This window comes from Pseudonocardia halophobica (assembly GCF_027922425.1).
Lineage (GTDB): Bacteria > Actinomycetota > Actinomycetes > Mycobacteriales > Pseudonocardiaceae > Pseudonocardia > Pseudonocardia halophobica.
The window spans coordinates 19,847-35,347 of sequence record NZ_BSFQ01000058.1 but is presented as its reverse complement, the minus strand read 5'-3'; the positions used below and the strand labels follow the sequence as shown (position 1 = coordinate 35,347).

14 protein-coding genes and 1 tRNA gene are annotated in these 15,501 nt (G+C 68.2%); 9 read left to right on the top strand and 6 right to left on the bottom strand.

What is annotated here, in order from left to right:
• The first annotated feature begins 451 nt into the window (after positions 1 to 451).
• The gene (locus PKE99_RS35235) at positions 452 to 2,743 is read left to right on the top strand and encodes an ATP-binding protein (RefSeq protein WP_156067694.1); all 2,292 of its coding nucleotides are present in this window, start codon (positions 452 to 454) and stop codon (positions 2,741 to 2,743) included.
• An 866-nt stretch (positions 2,744 to 3,609) separates the two neighbouring features.
• A complete protein-coding gene (locus PKE99_RS35230) occupies positions 3,610 to 4,554 on the top strand; it encodes a M48 family metallopeptidase (RefSeq protein WP_081924264.1) in 945 nt (314 codons plus the stop codon).
• A gap of 342 nt (positions 4,555 to 4,896) precedes the next feature.
• On the opposite strand, the gene PKE99_RS35225 is transcribed toward PKE99_RS35230, so the two are convergent.
• Together PKE99_RS35225 and PKE99_RS35220 are read right to left on the bottom strand one after the other, a co-directional pair.
• Entirely contained in the window at positions 4,897 to 6,243 is a 1,347-nt protein-coding gene (locus PKE99_RS35225) for a site-specific integrase (RefSeq protein ID WP_197040696.1), read from the bottom strand.
• Positions 6,244 to 6,475: 232 nt separating this feature from the next.
• A tRNA-Arg gene (locus PKE99_RS35220) sits at positions 6,476 to 6,548 on the bottom strand.
• Between the two features lie 131 nt (positions 6,549 to 6,679).
• Here PKE99_RS35220 and PKE99_RS35215 point away from each other — a divergent pair.
• The 4 genes from PKE99_RS35215 (at position 6,680) to PKE99_RS35200 (ending at position 10,695) form a co-directional block, all read left to right on the top strand.
• Entirely contained in the window at positions 6,680 to 7,852 is a 1,173-nt protein-coding gene (locus PKE99_RS35215; protein ID WP_037047884.1) for an MFS transporter, read from the top strand.
• Positions 7,853 to 8,001: 149 nt separating this feature from the next.
• Positions 8,002 to 8,346, top strand: a complete 345-nt coding sequence (locus PKE99_RS35210) for a hypothetical protein (protein ID WP_037047635.1) — start codon at positions 8,002 to 8,004, stop codon at positions 8,344 to 8,346.
• Positions 8,347 to 8,572: 226 nt separating this feature from the next.
• Complete coding sequence (locus tag PKE99_RS35205) at positions 8,573 to 9,271, top strand: response regulator transcription factor (RefSeq protein WP_037047633.1); 699 nt, start codon at positions 8,573 to 8,575, stop codon at positions 9,269 to 9,271.
• On the top strand, positions 9,268 to 10,695 hold the full coding sequence (locus PKE99_RS35200) for a sensor histidine kinase (protein WP_051737651.1): 1,428 nt from the start codon (positions 9,268 to 9,270) through the stop codon (positions 10,693 to 10,695). The genes PKE99_RS35205 and PKE99_RS35200 overlap by 4 nt, the downstream gene beginning before the upstream one ends.
• Position 10,696: 1 nt before the next feature.
• On the opposite strand, the gene PKE99_RS35195 is transcribed toward PKE99_RS35200, so the two are convergent.
• Together PKE99_RS35195 and PKE99_RS35190 are read right to left on the bottom strand one after the other, a co-directional pair.
• Entirely contained in the window at positions 10,697 to 11,353 is a 657-nt protein-coding gene (locus PKE99_RS35195) for an SRPBCC family protein (protein WP_037047630.1), read from the bottom strand.
• Positions 11,350 to 12,009 carry an ArsR/SmtB family transcription factor gene (locus PKE99_RS35190; protein ID WP_197040695.1) on the bottom strand — a complete coding sequence of 220 codons (660 nt, stop codon included), beginning with the start codon at positions 12,007 to 12,009 and terminating at the stop codon, positions 11,350 to 11,352. Before PKE99_RS35190 ends, PKE99_RS35195 begins: the two co-directional genes overlap by 4 nt.
• A gap of 143 nt (positions 12,010 to 12,152) precedes the next feature.
• On the opposite strand from PKE99_RS35190, the gene PKE99_RS35185 reads away from it, so the two are divergent.
• Both PKE99_RS35185 and PKE99_RS35180 read left to right on the top strand, forming a co-directional pair.
• Positions 12,153 to 13,484 carry a S1C family serine protease gene (locus tag PKE99_RS35185; protein ID WP_037047627.1) on the top strand — a complete coding sequence of 444 codons (1,332 nt, stop codon included), beginning with the start codon at positions 12,153 to 12,155 and terminating at the stop codon, positions 13,482 to 13,484.
• 245 nt (positions 13,485 to 13,729) lie between these two features.
• The gene (locus PKE99_RS35180) at positions 13,730 to 14,221 is read left to right on the top strand and encodes a MogA/MoaB family molybdenum cofactor biosynthesis protein (protein ID WP_372463029.1); all 492 of its coding nucleotides are present in this window, start codon (positions 13,730 to 13,732) and stop codon (positions 14,219 to 14,221) included.
• A gap of 60 nt (positions 14,222 to 14,281) precedes the next feature.
• Here the strand turns inward: PKE99_RS35180 and PKE99_RS35175 are convergent, their stop codons facing one another.
• On the bottom strand, positions 14,282 to 14,785 hold the full coding sequence (locus PKE99_RS35175) for an Rv0909 family putative TA system antitoxin (RefSeq protein WP_051737650.1): 504 nt from the start codon (positions 14,783 to 14,785) through the stop codon (positions 14,282 to 14,284).
• Positions 14,786 to 14,877: 92 nt separating this feature from the next.
• Between PKE99_RS35175 and PKE99_RS35170 the strand changes: the two genes are divergently transcribed.
• On the top strand, positions 14,878 to 15,051 hold the full coding sequence (locus PKE99_RS35170) for a hypothetical protein (protein ID WP_197040694.1): 174 nt from the start codon (positions 14,878 to 14,880) through the stop codon (positions 15,049 to 15,051).
• Between the two features lie 27 nt (positions 15,052 to 15,078).
• Here PKE99_RS35170 and mscL read toward each other — a convergent pair whose 3' ends face one another.
• Positions 15,079 to 15,498, bottom strand: a complete 420-nt coding sequence (mscL, locus tag PKE99_RS35165; protein WP_037047622.1) for a large conductance mechanosensitive channel protein MscL — start codon at positions 15,496 to 15,498, stop codon at positions 15,079 to 15,081.
• Between the last annotated feature and the right edge of the window lie 3 nt (positions 15,499 to 15,501).

The following is a 15,501-nucleotide window of genomic DNA, read 5'->3' as shown; positions in this document are numbered from 1 at the left end:
CCGGACACCGCGCTGCCGCCGGACACCGCGCTGCCGCCGGACACCGCGCTGCCGCCGGACACCGCGCTGCCGCCGGACACCGCGCTGCCGCCGGACAGCGCGCCGGGGCCCGGTAGCGCTACGGCATTGCCTCCAGACCCGGTCCCGCCTCCCGATCCGCCTGCACCAGACCCCGTCGCCGGCCCAGATCTGAGTCAAGAGTTCGGTTCCGCCTTAACTCCAGATCCGATTCCGCCTCCTGAGTCACCTGCAGATGAACCTGCATCGGGTGTAGACCAAGGTCCGGACCTTGGATCTGCACTTCCTTCAGACATGCCAACCCCAGATCCATATCCACCGGCCGCAGCGCCTCCGTCGCCGGCACCTCCGCCAGAGCCCCCGCCGGAGCCTCCGCCCCCTCCACCCCTTCCGCCGACATCTCCTGGTTTCTGAATCAGCAGTAGGTGAAGATATGCCCCTATACGAGATATCAGCAGCTCCACAATTCATCACGAAGTATTCGTCGCTCGACGAGGTAAGGGCTGGCCTACTCAGCGAGTACGATGCAATATTGCGATACCTGCTCACAACTCAGGTTGAGCTCGGCATGATCATTTGGTCAACCTCATCTGAGGAGAAGTGCCACTTTGCATACGAGATCGATGAGCCGGCCACTCATGCCATAGAGTATCTTTCAGCACATGAACGGATTCTACGCCTGGAGCCTGCGCAGGATGCCTATGCCGAGTGGCCAGTCGCGGCTCTTCACCGGGCCGTAGATCTCGTTCCAGTTGGATCAATTGATCGCGCGCAGGGCGGCGGCCTGCCCGTACTTCCACCGGATGCGCGAAGATTTACTAACTTCGACCCCAACGTCGTGGGACAGAGCACGCTCTCACAGGTCGTTTTCGCCCCACTCACTCAGATGGCAGGGGCGCTAGTTCGCGATAGATTTACACCAGACATCGCATATCTGGCGCCTATACCACGGCATCTCGAGCTTGCCCAAGGCCGAAATTTCATGTGGAAAAGCACATTGCGCGTGCTTTCGCAGGGCGCGGGAAGGATCCGGATTGCTTGCCGACCATATTCGTACAGCGATGCCGATATTGAGTATGCCCTGCTGTGTCTTGAGTACTATCTCGGCACCCATGCGGCACGGCTTTCGACTGCGGAGGTCGATATTCAGACTCATACATTGAGAAGCATAAGCACTCGTCAGCCAATGTTTGAAGTCAACATTCGTGTCTGGTGCGAAGATGAGGGACTTCAGCGAGCATTCCTTCAAGACACGGACGGGGAAGCGTTTGTTCTGGCCCCCACGGAGTTAGAGCAAGCGTTGGTGAATAGAGGATCATCTGCAGAATTAGGTCGCCGTGAACGACCTGCTCCTGCCGGCAGGAGGGCCAACAACGAAAGTCCAGCAAGGCAGTACGGCAAACTGTTCGAGCTCGAAGAGCTCTGCCGAATCATGCTCCCGCCCTTCACGTTGAAAGACGCATTGCCAGGAGTAGCGCACTTTGTACCGCGACCGTTCCAAGAACCACATCTGCCACCGTTAATCGTTAAAGCGAAAGTTAATCTAGGATCCCGGAACGGTGGAGGCTTGGTCGACGTTGCGCTCGAGCAGATTGCTCGTCACGTATTCATAACGGGTGCAAGCGGCACAGGAAAGACCAACAGCTTGATTCATCTCATCAGGCAGCTGCATGGGAATGAGGTGCCAGTCTTAATCATCGATCCCGCAAAGCGCGACTTCGAGCCCCTGATGCGATCCCTCGGCCTGAAGAAGAGAATATTCGACTTCGCAAGTTCCTGGGTCCGTTTCAATCCATTCATACCGCCGCCAGGAATCCCGTTGTATGCTCATGCGGTCGTTCTTGCCAAAACGCTGGCGATGTTGTTCCCGACGAACGCAGTCGCCTACGAGATTCTTTTGAGCTTAGTCAAGGATGCCTATTGGAAGAAATTGGAGAGCGGTCGGCCTCGTAATAAACCTCTCACCATGGAGTTTTTTTCTCAGAAGACCGGTGCTGACCTTCGGTCGCACCCTCACCTTGCTCCCACATTTGACGAGTTCCTTGACTCTGGATTGAGCTCTCTCGAGGAGGCGGCCCGCAAATCAACGGGTCAGTTCGCGCGCGAGGCGTTCGAGCATTTTGAACGACGATGGAGTAACTTGCGGAGAAGCCTGCTTTCGATCGCGTTACGTCCACCTTCCCCTGCACAGTCAATTGATCCGCTCTTCATGGAGACTGGCCTTATCGAACTTGGAGGCTGGTTCGATCAGGATGAAGCGAATGCCATGTTCGCCCTTGTCTTCAGCATGTTGTACGAGCAGCGTCTTAGCGACGCCGTTGCAGCTGAAGGGAATGTGCAGGGTTTGGCACACGTGGCAGTGCTAGACGAGGCTCACCGCATCGTTCCAGCTGATACTGAGGGGGGCGATGGCGCCCTTGTCTCTGCCGCCAGCCAAGCGGCGCACCTACTGTCGCAGATGATCGCTGAGTGCCGAGCACTAGGTCAAGGACTAATACTTGCTGAGCAGAGTGCCGGAAACATCAGTCCACAGGTTCTAATCAACACGTCGACGAAGATCGTCCACAGCGTCTTCTTTGGGCGCGACAAAGAGTTTCTGCGCAGCGCGCTTTCGTTGTCGAATGAGGAAGAGGACTTCCTCGCTTATCTCGAGGTTGGAGAGGCATTGGCTTTTACGGGCAGGGCATATCAACCAATATTGGTGAAAGTTCCGAGACACCTGTGAGGTGATTCAATGACTGAGAAGGAATCAGGAGCGAAGAAGCAGCCAGAGCAAGTCTCCAAAGAGTTCTACTGTGCTGGTGCTAACATTCCAACTTTGGTGGGGTCCCTCGTTGCGTGGTACAACGGACAGAACCTTGAGGTCCAAACAGCGACCGAGGATGTGCGTGCCGGCCACTACATCCTGCAATGTCGGACTAAGCCCGGTTGGCGTCGGATGGTGGGAATGGGAAATGCGGTGAACATCGAGATATGGTATCAAGATCCGCGCCTTTCCCTCACGTTGACGCAAGGACCATGGATCAACGTTGCGGTTGCCGGGGCTGCAGGAACCGTAGGAGTCGCTGTGCTCCATGCTCCGCTGCTCTTGCCGCTCGCTGGCACAGCCGCGGTCGGCTGGTACCGGCAGTCGAAGCTACCTGACCGAACCTTTTCGTTCGTAGAGGACTGGACGAAACGACAGCAAGAGGGTCACACGAGTACCAAGCCTGCTCCTGGCGTCGGGCATGCGCGCACAGCTCGGGATTACGCGGACGACTACAACCTACTTCGAGCGGAGTCCTCGTCAGGAAGCGAGGCGTCGTACTCCATCTCGGAGGACGACCTGGTGACGAGCGATTTCGAGGCAGCCCCCGAGGAGGACTTTGAGAAAGCTCTCAAAGAAGCGGCACCACAGCCACCTGGCCCACCATGCCCTATTTGCGGCTCCCCCACGGAGGCAGGAGGTGTTGTGTGTCCGAAAGGCCACCGGTTGGCGCCGTAGCACCGCTCCTCACGGGAAAAAGGTTGGAAGACTGCTATGGGACCGATTACTCGTACCTCCTGGCGCGCTAGGCCACACTACGCTCGCGGCGGGGAAGGCGAACTCTGATGGAAGACATGACTCCTGAAATAAGGAAGCTCCGCGGCATCTCAAGTGAGGCGTATGAGCACCCTATGGCTCGATCTGCGTTGAGGATGCTTAAGCGCATACCCGGGATCGATGTATTTTTGAAGGCTCAATCCGGACTTATTAACGAGCCGGTACTGCGACTTGAGTATCTTTCTTCTGCCGTTAAGGTGACCAGTCGTCAATTTGCCCCTTTGCATGAAGCCCTTGAGGACGCTGTAAATATCTTAGACCTAGACGACGCGCCCGAGCTCTTCGTGCAAAGTAGTCCTGTCCTAAACGCGATGACGATTGGAATGAAGAGGCCCATCATTGTCATTCACAGCGCTTTGGTTGACTTGATGGACGAATCCGAGTTTCAGTGGGTTTTGGGCCACGAGCTCGGGCACGCCATGTCAGGCCACGCACTCTATACAACGATCCTTTTAGCAGGAATCAATGCGGGAGTTTCAGCCGTAGCTGAGTCTTTGCCTATAGCGGGGACGGGAGTCGCGCTCGCGTCAGAGGCAATTCGACTTGGGTTCTGGGACCTTCACCGAAAGATGGAGTTCTCGGGCGATCGGGCAGGCCTGCTGGTCGGACGAGATCCAGCAGCCGCAATAAGGGCACTGATGAAGCTCGCGGGCGGGGCAAACTTGCGGAGAATGTCGCCCGAGGCATTTATCGAGCAGGCGCTCGAGTATCAGGCTCGCGGAGGCTCCGATCAGTTACGAAGGTTCCTTCTCACTAAGGAGCTTTCGCACCCGGTGCCAGTGACTCGAGCGCTTGAGATTAAGAAGTGGGCTGAGGGTGGCGAGTATCAGGCAGTAATCAAAGGACGGTATCCTTTGCGTGCAGGATACCAACGAAGCGTTGGCGGAGCGGTATACGCAGTCGCGGGAACCCGTAGCCGCCAACCTCTGAAAGGCCCGCTCTCCGAATTCTAGTCGGGGCCCGACACTGAAAAGTCGAAATGCATTATGCTCACTTGGCTTCGTCAAGAAGCAGTCGGAGCCGGGTAAGCGCAGTTTCGATATTCGCTTCCCCGGCGGTAATTCCGGCAGGTACTCGCCTCCGAACCCGATCTCGCGTTAGCCCGGGCGCTGGGTGAGTGAGCGACGCTGTGGGTGGCCGGGGAAGAAGTGCCTTCTGGGCAGGTAGGACGGGCGTGAGGAAGGCTAGGTCCACTGGGGGCGAGGACGCCCCTCCCCAGGAGGAGGCTACAACTACGCGTCCGAAGATCCGAAGATCCTCGTGACTTGCTCACTACACGAGCCGTGTCCCACAGGTCAACCGACTCTGGAGACGAATGCCCGCTTGCCACGGCTGGCCAAGACAATTCCCTCGCCCTTGAGGAGCGCGACCGCGCGGTTTGCAGTACCGCCCGAGACCCGATACCGCTTGGTCAGAGTCTCCACGGTCGGCGGCGCGTCTCCGACCTCAAGCGCTCCGCATCTGATAGCAGCGCGAAGGTCGGAGGCGATCTTCCGGTACGGACTCGACTCGTCCAACTCGGCTGGCTGCCTGTCAAGGTTAAGTTCGTTGGTAGTTGTGCTGGCGGGGATCGCTGGCATGCGAATTCCTGCCGACTTCATGGCGCGCTGATCGGCTTCGGCAACCCAGGCTGTGTACACGCGGAGCGTCGTCGAGCCCCCTCCGCCGTGGCCGAGACGACCGGCGACAGTGCGAATGTCGACGCCGGCGGCGATGAGTTCGGTGGCCGAGTAGTGGCGGAGCTGGTGGAGATTCATGTCCCACCCGAGTCGGGCGCACATCCGCACGTAGCGGTTCGATACCGAGGACGGGCGGAGCCAGCTGCTGTGGTCGATGGCGGGGGAGAAGATGTGGCCGTCTGGGCGGATCGTGACGTCGGCCGACTCCGCGACCCGTTCGCACTCAGCGCGGTAGCACTTCAACAGCGTGACCGTGTCCGCATCGAGGGCGATCCGCCGCTGCTGGTGGGTCTTAGTGTCCTTCTCCCACGTCTTGGTGTCGCGCTGGGCGATGCTGGAGCGGATCGTGAGGACGGCGCGGTCGAGGTCGAGGCGGTTCCAGCGGAGGGCGCACAGCTCACCGCGGCGGGCGCCGGTCACCATCGCCAGCCACAGGAAGCAGCCCCACCACAGCTCTGTAAAGGCGGACGCCAGGATCGCCGCGGCCTGCTCGGCCGTGGGCGGGTCGGGCTCGGCTACTGAGCCGCGGGGCGGCTCCGCCTGGTCGAGCGGGTTCACGGCGATCCAGCGCCAGCGGACGGCGCGAGCGCGAGCACCGCTCAGGCAGAAGTGAATTTTGCGGATCGTGGCGTTCGCGAGGGGTCTGCAGAGGTGCGGGGTGCATTTCGCATCGCAGTCGTGCGAGTCTTCAGACCGATGGTCGACCTTGACCCGGCCGTTGCAGTGCTGACGACAGCGCCGGAGGATCGCGTAGTAGGAGTCGAGGAGCTCGCCGTCAAGGCGGGCGACCTGGAGCGGTCCGAGCCGCGGTCGGATGTGGACCCGGATGACCTGCTCGTAGCGGTCCCGAGTGGTGTCCTCGACGTCGAGTAGCTCGAGGTAGCGGTCTAAGAGTTGGTTGACCGTGGCCTTCGTGCGCGGGTTGCGCTGCTCGTCGACCTGCGTAACGAGTCGGCGCTGCACCTTCTGGGCTCGCGTTGCGCGTCCTTGCCCGCGGGGACGGTCTCGACGAGGTAGTTCCGCTTGTCGCTCAGGGGGTCGATGCCCGCGTACACGCGGACGCGGAGGGAGCCGTTGGGGCGGACCTCGATCTCGCCCCGCTGTCGTCTGGCCATGCAGCGGAAGCTAGCCGTTCGCTCCCACCATGGCTCCCAAGCCTGTGGACAACTCTGGCCGACACCCCTGCTGACCTGCGTGCCCCCGGCAGGATTCGAACCTGCGACACCCGCTTTAGGAGAGCGGTGCTCTATCCCCTGAGCTACGAGGGCTTGCGGGCAGCATCCTAACGGCGCCGCCCGCGGGCCGTCGGTGACCCGTCGAACACCCGGGAAGGCCTGTTCGGGGCCTAGGCTGGAGCAGTTCGGCATTCCACGTGCGTAAGGGGGTCACCGTGCGGTCGGTGCGCGTCGCGCTGCTCGCGCTGGCGCTGGGGGCGTTCGCCCTCGGGACGGGCGAGTTCACCGTGATGGGGCTGCTCCCCGAGGTCGCCGGCGACCTGCAGGTGTCGATCCCCGAGGCCGGGCACCTCGTGTCGGCGTACGCGATCGGTGTGGTCGTCGGGGCGCCGCTGCTCATCGCGGCGGCGACCCGGTTGCCGCGGCGCCGGGCGTTGATCGTGATGATCGGGCTGTACGGCGTGGCGCACCTGCTGTCCGCCGTCGCGCCGGGCTACCACCTCGTGATGCTCGGGCGGTTCCTGTCCGGGCTGCCGCACGGGGCGTACTTCGGCATCGCGGCGATCGTCGCGGGCTCGCTCGCGCCGCCGGACCGCCGCGCTCGCGCCATGGCCCTGATGTTCGCGGGCCTGACGGTCGCGAACATCGTCGGCGTCCCGCTCTCGACGCTGCTGGGGCAGCTCGTGGGCTGGCGGTGGACCTTCGCGGCCGTCGGGGTGATCGGCCTGGTCGCTGCCGTCGCGATCCGGTTCGTGGTCCCGGACGTCCGGCCCGAGGGCGGCCGCCCGCGCCTGGCCGACGAGCTGCGCGCGCTCACCCGGCGCCCGGTGTGGCTGACCCTGCTCATCGCCGTCCTCGGCGGGGCGACGCTCTTCGCCAGCTACAGCTACGTGGCGCCGATGCTCACGGACGTCGCCGGCTACCCGGCCGCCGCGATCACGCTGCTGCTCGCGATGTTCGGCGTCGGCATGACGGTCGGCAACGCCATCGGCGCGCGCCTGGCCGACACCGACCCGATGCGCGCGATCCGCGGGGTCCTGGCCGCCGACGCGGTGGTCGCGCTCGCGCTCGTTCCCGCGATGCACCACCCCGTCAGCGCGGCGATCGTGCTCTTCCTCTTCGCCGTCACGACCTTCTCGCTGATCCCCTCGGCCCAGCTGCGGATCATCGACGGCGCCGAGGGCGCGCCGCACATGGCCGCCGGCTCGATGCACGCCGCCTTCAACATGGCCAACGCGCTGGGTGCCTGGCTGGGCGGTGTGGCCATCGCGCTGGGCTTCGGGCTGACCTCGCCCAACGTCGTCGCCGCCCTCCTTGCACTCGCCGGCCTCGGCGTCGCGACGATCTCGGCGATGGTGGAGAAGCGGGGCGCGCAGCGGGAGCCGGTCGCCGCCTGACCCGCGCTGCGCAGGGTCAGCAGCGTGATCTCCGGTGGCGAGCCCACCCGGACCGGCGGACCCCAGAAGCCCAGGCCGCGGGTGACGGAGAGCCAGGTCCCGCCGATTCTCGTCAGATCGGCGAGAACGGGCTGGTCGAACAGGGCGCCATGGGTGAGCGGGGTGAGCTGTCCACCGTGCGTGTGCCCGGAGATCTGCAGGTCGACGCCCGCCCGCGCAGCCCGGTCGCCCATCACCGGCTGGTGGGCGAGCAGCACGACCGGCACCGCGGGGTCGCGGCCGGCGAGGGCGCGGTCGAGGTCGAAACCGTGCCCGGGAACGCCCGACGCGGCGGCCGTGCGGTCGTCGCAGCCGGCGAGGTCGAGCGCCGCCGCGCCCCGCCGCGCCCCGTCGACCAGCGGCCCGAGGTGGATGTCGGAGACGGCGGCGATCGTGAAGCCGTCGAACGCGGGATCGAGCCGGTCGAGCACGACCTCGCGCCGCTCCGCCCGTGACCTACGGGGCCGTCGGGCCTCGACCGCCCCGTAGGTCACGGCGCCGAGCGCGACGACGCCCGCCGTGTTCGCGATCGTGCCCGCGGCGAAAACCACCCCGGGACGAAAGCAGAGCGAATCCCGAGGGGTGTCTGACGGAGGATCCATCAGGCGCCCCTCCAGTACCGGACGAGCGTCACAGGGGGCTCTCAGATGCTTCTCAGTACGCCGCGCGAGACTGACGGCCATGCGAATCCTCGTCGTCGACGACGACCGTGCGGTGCGCGAGTCGCTGCGCCGCTCGCTGGCCTTCAACGGTTACCAGGTCGATCTCGCGAGCGACGGGCTGGCCGCGCTCGAGGCCGTCGACGCGCAGCGGCCCGACGCGATGGTGCTCGACGTGATGATGCCCCGGCTGGACGGCCTGGAGGTCTGCCGGCGCATGCGCGCGGCCGGCGACGAGCTGCCGATCCTCGTGCTCACCGCGCGCGACGCCGTGTCGGACCGGGTCGCGGGCCTCGACGCCGGCGCGGACGACTACCTGCCGAAGCCCTTCGCGCTGGAGGAGCTGCTGGCCCGGCTGCGCGCCCTGCTGCGCCGCCGGACGATCGACGACATCGCGGCCGCCGCCGGACAGTCGCAGGTGCTGGAGTTCTCCGACCTCTCGCTCGACCCGGACACCCGGGACGTGCGCCGCGGCGAGCGCCCGATCAGCCTGACCCGCACCGAGTTCTCGCTGCTGGAGCTGCTGCTCTCGCACCCGCGCCGGGTGCTGACCCGCGCGCAGATCCTCGAGCAGGTCTGGGGCTACGACTTCCCGACCACGGGCAACGCGCTCGAGGTCTACATCGGCTACCTGCGGCGCAAGACCGAGGCCGAGGGCGAACCGCGGCTGATCCACACCGTGCGCGGCGTGGGCTACGTCCTGCGCGAGACGCCGCCGTGACCGAGCGCGGGCACTGGCCCTCGGTCCGGGAGCGGCTCGACCGGGTCAGCCTGCGCGCGCGGATCGGGATCCTGGCCGCCGCGGTGGCGGCCGGCGTCGTCGTACTGGTGTCGCTGGCCGCGTTCCTGATCGTGCGGCAGAGCATTCTGGAGACCCTGGACGACAACCTCTACCAGCGGGCCACGGCCGCGGCGCAGAGCGAGCTCGCCAAGCCGGAGCTGATCTCGACGATCCCGCCGGAGGTGCTGGGGGCCGGCGACATCCGGGTCGCCCTGGTCTACGGCTCGGGCTTCGCGCAGTCCGCCGAGGGGCCCGCCTCCGCCCCGCCGCTGAGCGACGCCGAGCTCCAGGTCGCCCGGGGCGACGAGGAGGACAGCTTCCGGACGGCGGCGGGGTACCGGGTCGTCGCGGTCGAGGCCGGCGAGGGCCGCGCCCTGGTGATCGCGCAGAAGCTCGACTCCACGCAGGCCGTGCTGTCCGAGCTGGCCACGGCGCTGCCCGTGATCGGCGGCATCGGCGTGGTGCTCGCCGCGTTCGCCGGCGTGGCCGTCGCCCGTGCGGGTCTCCGGCCGGTGCAGCGGCTGACCGCGGCGGCCGAGCGCGTGACGGCCACGGGGGAGCTGCGGCCGATCCCGGTGAGCGGGTCGGACGAGCTGGCCCGGCTCACGCAGAGCTTCAACGAGATGCTCGGTGCGCTGGCCGCGTCGCAGGAGCAGCAGCGCCGCCTCGTCGCCGACGCCGGTCACGAGCTCCGCACCCCGCTGACGTCGTTGCGCACCAACCTCGAACTGCTCGCGGCCGCCGACCGGCCGGGCGCCCCGATATTGCCCGCCGAGGACCGCGAGGAGATGCTGGCCGACGTCCGGGCGCAGGTCGAGGAGCTCACCCAGCTGATCGGCGACCTCACGGAGCTGGCCCGGGAGGACGCCCCGGCCGTGCCCCGCGAGCCCGTCGAGATGACCGACGTCGTCGAGCGCGCCCTGGAGCGGGTCCGCCGGCGGGCGGGCGACCTCCGGTTCGACGTGTCCCTGGTTCCGTGGACGCTGGTCGGCGACGCCACCGCGCTCGAGCGGGCCGTGCTGAACCTGCTGGACAACGCCGTGAAGTGGAGCCCGCCCGACGGGACCGTCCGGCTGCGGATGGTGCCGCTCGACGACTGGACGATGGTCGTCGAGGTCGCCGACTCGGGCCCGGGCATCGCCGAGGCCGACCTGCCGCACGTGTTCGAGCGCTTCTACCGCGCCGACACCTCCCGCACGATGCCGGGCTCCGGGCTGGGGCTGGCGATCGTGCGGCAGGTGGCGGTGCGCCACGGGGGAGCGGCCTGGGCGGGTCGCGCCCCCGAGGGCGGTGCGCTGCTCTCGCTGCGGCTGCCCGGCCGTCGTGGGGACGTCCTGCCGCCGGAGGAGCGCGCCGCCGGCTGACTCAGCCCTGGACGGTGTCGGCGAACCAGCGCGTCCACTCCGCGGTCCTCGCCCCGATGTCGAGGCCCGGGGTGTAGTCGTGGTCCCCGACGGCGACCGGCATCCCGATCAGGGACCGCTCGTGGAAGCGGATCAGGGCGTCGGACGTGCGGATGCCGAGGTAGTGGTCGGTGCGCTTGTCGACCACACCGGAGGCGCCCAGGATCTCGACGGTGGCGCCCTCCGCCGGGTCGCCGAGGGCGGCGAGGATCCGCTTCCACGCGTCCGGCGTGTTCGGCGCCTCGGCCTCGACGTAGGCCGCCGGGCGGCCGGGGAAGTGGCGCAGGTACTCGCCGAGGGTGAAGAGGTAGAGGTCCCAGCCGAAGCCGGTCATGGTCTCGAACTCGTCGCCCCAGTCGTCCTCGGCGATGCCGCTGTGGACGAACCGCAGCACCGTGCTGCTGCCGTCGCGGGCCTCGACGAGGTACTCGATCGCCTGGGTGCCGAAGCGCTGCACGAGCCGGTTCGGCGCGTCCTCCTCGATCTCGGCGCCGGCCTCCTCCGGATCGGAGGACATGAACCACCCGGCCTGCCCCTCGGGCGTGGCGATCGCGCGCCAGACCTCCTCGGGGCTCGCGGGCAGGACCACCTCGCGGCGGATCTCGAACGGGCGGCTCACGGCGACTCCTCGGTGCGTGTCGTGATCTCGACGTCGGTCTCGGTGCCGGTCTCCGGCGCGGTTCCGGTGTCCGGCAGGGCGGGATGGAGGGCGACGACGAGGCGGTGCGGGCGCCCGCCGGGTGCGGCCCCGTCGTGGTAGCGGGCGACGAGGGTGCTCACGGCCTCGCCGAGCTCGTGGGCGAACGCCGCCCGGTCGGCGGCGGTGGCGAACCGCACCTCGCCGTCGATGGCGAACGTGGCCACCCGTTTGCGGCCGGCGCGGGTGATGAGCGTGCCGACCTCGCGGAGCAGCCGTGCGGCGAGGGCGAGCAGCCACTGGGCGGAGAGCCGGTCCGGCTCGCGCGCCGGGTCCGGCGCGACCAGCGCCCAGGCCTGCGGGGACACGACGTACGCGCTCGCGGTCGCCCGCAGCACGCGCTCGGTCATGTTGCCCTTGCGCCGCTCCTCGACCAGCTCGACGAGGCCGTGCGACTCCAGTGCCCGCAGGTGGTAGTTCACCTTCTGCCTGGTCAGGCCCAGCTCGGCGGCGAGCGAGGTGGCCGAGCCGGGTTCGCGCAGCGCCCGCAGCAGCCGGGCACGGACCGGGTCGAGCGCGACCGCGGCGGCCGCCTCGTCCTGGATCACCGCCGTCCCGGCCGCAGTCCCTTTCGTCACGGCGTCCACGCTCGCACCGACAATAAATGTTGTCAAGGAGGGACTTGTTGTCGGACTCGCCGGGCGCGCCGGCGGCGCTCCCGCCTACCCTGTCGCGGCGGCGGCCGCGGACGCGCCCGTCGGAGCGAGGAGCACGGACCCGGATGACCGACGACGAGCGCTCCGGCCACGAGGCCGGAGGGCGGCACGCCGCCGCGGGCACGCCCGACGAGATCCCCGACGGGAGCGCAGGAGCGCCTCCGCCTCCGGGGGGCCCGGGGGACCCGACCCCGCCGCAGGGCCTGCCGGTGCCCGATCCGCTGACCGACACCGGGCGGCACGCCCTGATCGAGCCGCACGAGGTCGCCCCTCCGCCTCCGGTCGCGCAGGAGGCTCCGGTCGCGCCGGCGGTGCCCGGGGACGTCCGATCCGGGCGCCTGCGTCGCTACGCCCCGCTGGCGGCCGCGGCCGTCGTCGTCGCGCTGCTCGCGGGGCTGGCAGGCGGCTGGATCGGCTGGACCCTCGCCGGGCAGAGCGTGTCCGACGGCGCGCTCGGCCGGCCCCTGCCGCAGGCCGACCCGGCGTCCGCGCAGCTCACGCCGGTCGAGGCGGTGGCCGCGAAGGTGCTGCCCAGCGTCGTGCTGCTCAAGGTCGAGGGCGGCGGGCCCGGCGAGGACGAGGGCTCCGGCATCCTGCTCAGCCCGGACGGCCTCGTGCTGACCAACGACCACGTGGTGTCGGCCGCGGCGACGGGCGGCACGATCACCGCCCTGCTGCAGGACGGTCGTGCCTTCACCGGGCGGATCACCGGTCGTGACTCCGGCTCCGACCTCGCGCTCGTCCGGCTCGACGGAGCGGGCGGGCTCACCGCGGCGGAGCTGGGGAACTCCGAGTCGCTGCGGGTCGGGCAGCAGGTCGTGGCGATCGGTGCGCCGCTCGGCCTCGACGGCACGGTCACCACCGGCATCGTCAGCGCGCTCGACCGGGCGGTCAGCGTCGGCGGCGAGCAGGGCGGGCAGGCGACGGTGCTCAACGCCGTCCAGCACGACGCCCCCATCAACCCCGGCAACTCCGGCGGCCCGCTGGTCGACCTGCAGGGCCGCGTGGTCGGGGTCAACTCGGCCATCGCCAGCACCGGGGGCAGCCAGGGCGGCTCGATCGGCGTCGGGTTCTCGATCCCGGTCAACCAGGCGCGACGCGTCGCCGACGAGCTCAACCGCACCGGTCGCGCGACCCGGGCCGTCCTGGGGGTCACGGTCACCGGCGTCGGGCAGCCCGCGAGCGGCGGCGCCGTCGTGGGGCAGGTCACGCCCGGTGGCCCGGCGGCCCAGGCGGGGCTCCATCCCGGTGATGTCGTGCTCCGGGTCGCCGACCGTCCCATCGCCGACGGTGACGAGCTGGTCGCCGCGGTCCGCGACCACGAGCCCGGTGAGCAGGTCGGACTGACGCTCGCGGACCGTCAGGTCACCGTCACCCTCGCGGGTGAGCCGAGCTAGCAGCCGACCGGACGATCGGACAGTGTCAACCGGCGCAGATCCGGTCCGAGAGCGGCGCGCGGGACGCATTTCGGGTCATGATGGTGGTGTCCGTGTCGTGGTGCCCCGCGACGCGGTCACAGGGTCCGCGTCGGTGCCGGCACCCCCTCCCAGTGCCGGCGCGGTCCCGCCCTGTCCGGGCGGGTACCGAACCCACCACCCGTGGCGCCCGGCGGTGCCGGGCCCACTACGGTGAGCGCATGGAGATGGCGACCCCGCAGCTCGGCCGTGCCCTCGTGGTGATCGTGGACGACCGGGTCAGCCATGGCGAGACCCAGGACCGCACCGGGCCGCTCGTCGCGGAACTGCTCGAGGAGGCCGGCTTCGTGGTCGACGGCGCGGTCACCGTGCCCGGCGAGGCCGTCGCGATCCGCAACGCGCTCAACACCGCCGTGATCGGCGGGGTCGACCTCGTGATCACCGTCGGCGGCACCGGGGTGTCGCCGCGGGACGTCACGGCCGACGCCACCGCCGGCGTCCTCGACCGTCCGATCCCCGGCATCGCCGAGGCGCTGCGGGCCTCCGGGCTCGCCGCCGGCGCCGTCGACGCCGGGCTCTCCCGCGGGCTGGTCGGCATCTCCGGCAGCACCCTCGTCGTGAACCTGGCCTCCTCGCGGGCCGCCGTGCGGGACGGTATGGCCACGCTGTCGCCGCTGGTCACGCACGTGATCAGCGAGCTGTCGAGCCTCGACGCCTGACGCGTCCCGTCCCTCGACGGCGGCGCCTGGTCCCGGGCGGCGCTGCCCGGGCGCGGGTCGTCAGACGGACGGGGTGGTGCCGGTGCCCGGCTTCGGCCCGGGAGCGTCGGGCTTCGTGGTGTCGGACTTCGTGGCGGCGGTCGCATCCGTGGACCCGGTGGCCGCGGTGGGCGTCGGCGAGGGCGGGGCCGGGGTCGTCGGCTCCGCGGTTGCGGTCGGGGTGGCCGTCGGCGACCCGGGGGTACCGCTCTGCTTGAGCGCGTCGCCGACCTTGCCCTTCACCGTGCCGATCTTGTCGCTGTACTTGTGCCCGGTGGCGTGGTCGACCTTCTGCGCGGCCTTCTCCACCAGCGGACCGGCCTTCTCCCGCGCCTGCTCGGCGTAGGGACCGGCCTTCTCCTTGACCTTCGCGACGTACGGCGCCGCCTTCTCGGAGGCCTTGTCGAGGTACGGCCCGGCCTTCTCCTGCGCCTGGGTCAGGTACGGCTTGACCTTCTCCTGCGCCTGGTCCAGGACCGGCTTCGCCTTGTCGAGCAGCTCCTTGGCCTTGTCCTGCATGGTCATGGGTCTCCCCCACTGTTCGCCACCCGGTCACCCGGCGTCCACGACCATCGTGGCACCGAACCGGAGCCGATGTGGCCTGGCAACATGGGGGAATGGCGGAACTGCCGGATCTGGTCCGTCGCCGGCTCGCGGAGGTCTTCGGCGACACGATGCCCGACGTGACGCGGGACGAGCTCGACGATCCGCGCCCGGCCGACCGGGAGCGTGAGAAGGACGAGGAGTGGTACCGGGCGAACCGTCCGCCCCACCACGACCAGGACGGATAGCCGGTCCGTGGGACCGCGAGGGCCTGATCAGGCCTGGTGGCGGCCGTTGCTGGTGGAGTTGGCCTGGGTCTTGAGCAGGTCCCGGATCTCGGCGAGCAGCTCGATGTCCGTCGGCTCCGCGGGACCCGGCTCCTCGCCCCGCTTGCGGCGGTTCTTGATCGTCTGGATCGGCAGCACGAAGACGAAGTAGACGATCCCCGCGACGATGAGGAAGTTGATCGCCGCCGCGATGACCTCGGAGAAGTTGATCAGGGTGCTGGGCTTGTCGGCCTGCAGCTGGATGCCGAGCGCCGGGACGTCCGGCGGCGTGATGGCATTGAGCAGCGGCTGGATGATGCTGCCCGTGAACGCCGTGACGATCGCGGTGAACGCGGCGCCGATGACGACCGCGACCGCGAGGTCCACGACGTTGCCGCGCAGGATGAAGTCCTTGAAGCCCTTGAGCACGGT

Coding starts and splice junctions, on each gene's coding strand:
- PKE99_RS35235 (WP_156067694.1), top strand. CDS start 452: ATGCCCCTATACGAGATATCAGCAGCTCCACAATTCATCACGAAGTAT.
- PKE99_RS35205 (WP_037047633.1), top strand. CDS start 8,573: ATGCGAATCCTCGTCGTCGACGACGACCGTGCGGTGCGCGAGTCGCTG.
- PKE99_RS35230 (WP_081924264.1), top strand. CDS start 3,610: ATGGAAGACATGACTCCTGAAATAAGGAAGCTCCGCGGCATCTCAAGT.
- PKE99_RS35185 (WP_037047627.1), top strand. CDS start 12,153: ATGACCGACGACGAGCGCTCCGGCCACGAGGCCGGAGGGCGGCACGCC.
- PKE99_RS35210 (WP_037047635.1), top strand. CDS start 8,002: ATGGGTGAGCGGGGTGAGCTGTCCACCGTGCGTGTGCCCGGAGATCTG.
- PKE99_RS35180 (WP_372463029.1), top strand. CDS start 13,730: ATGGCGACCCCGCAGCTCGGCCGTGCCCTCGTGGTGATCGTGGACGAC.
- PKE99_RS35170 (WP_197040694.1), top strand. CDS start 14,878: ATGGCGGAACTGCCGGATCTGGTCCGTCGCCGGCTCGCGGAGGTCTTC.
- PKE99_RS35175 (WP_051737650.1), bottom strand. CDS start 14,785: ATGACCATGCAGGACAAGGCCAAGGAGCTGCTCGACAAGGCGAAGCCG.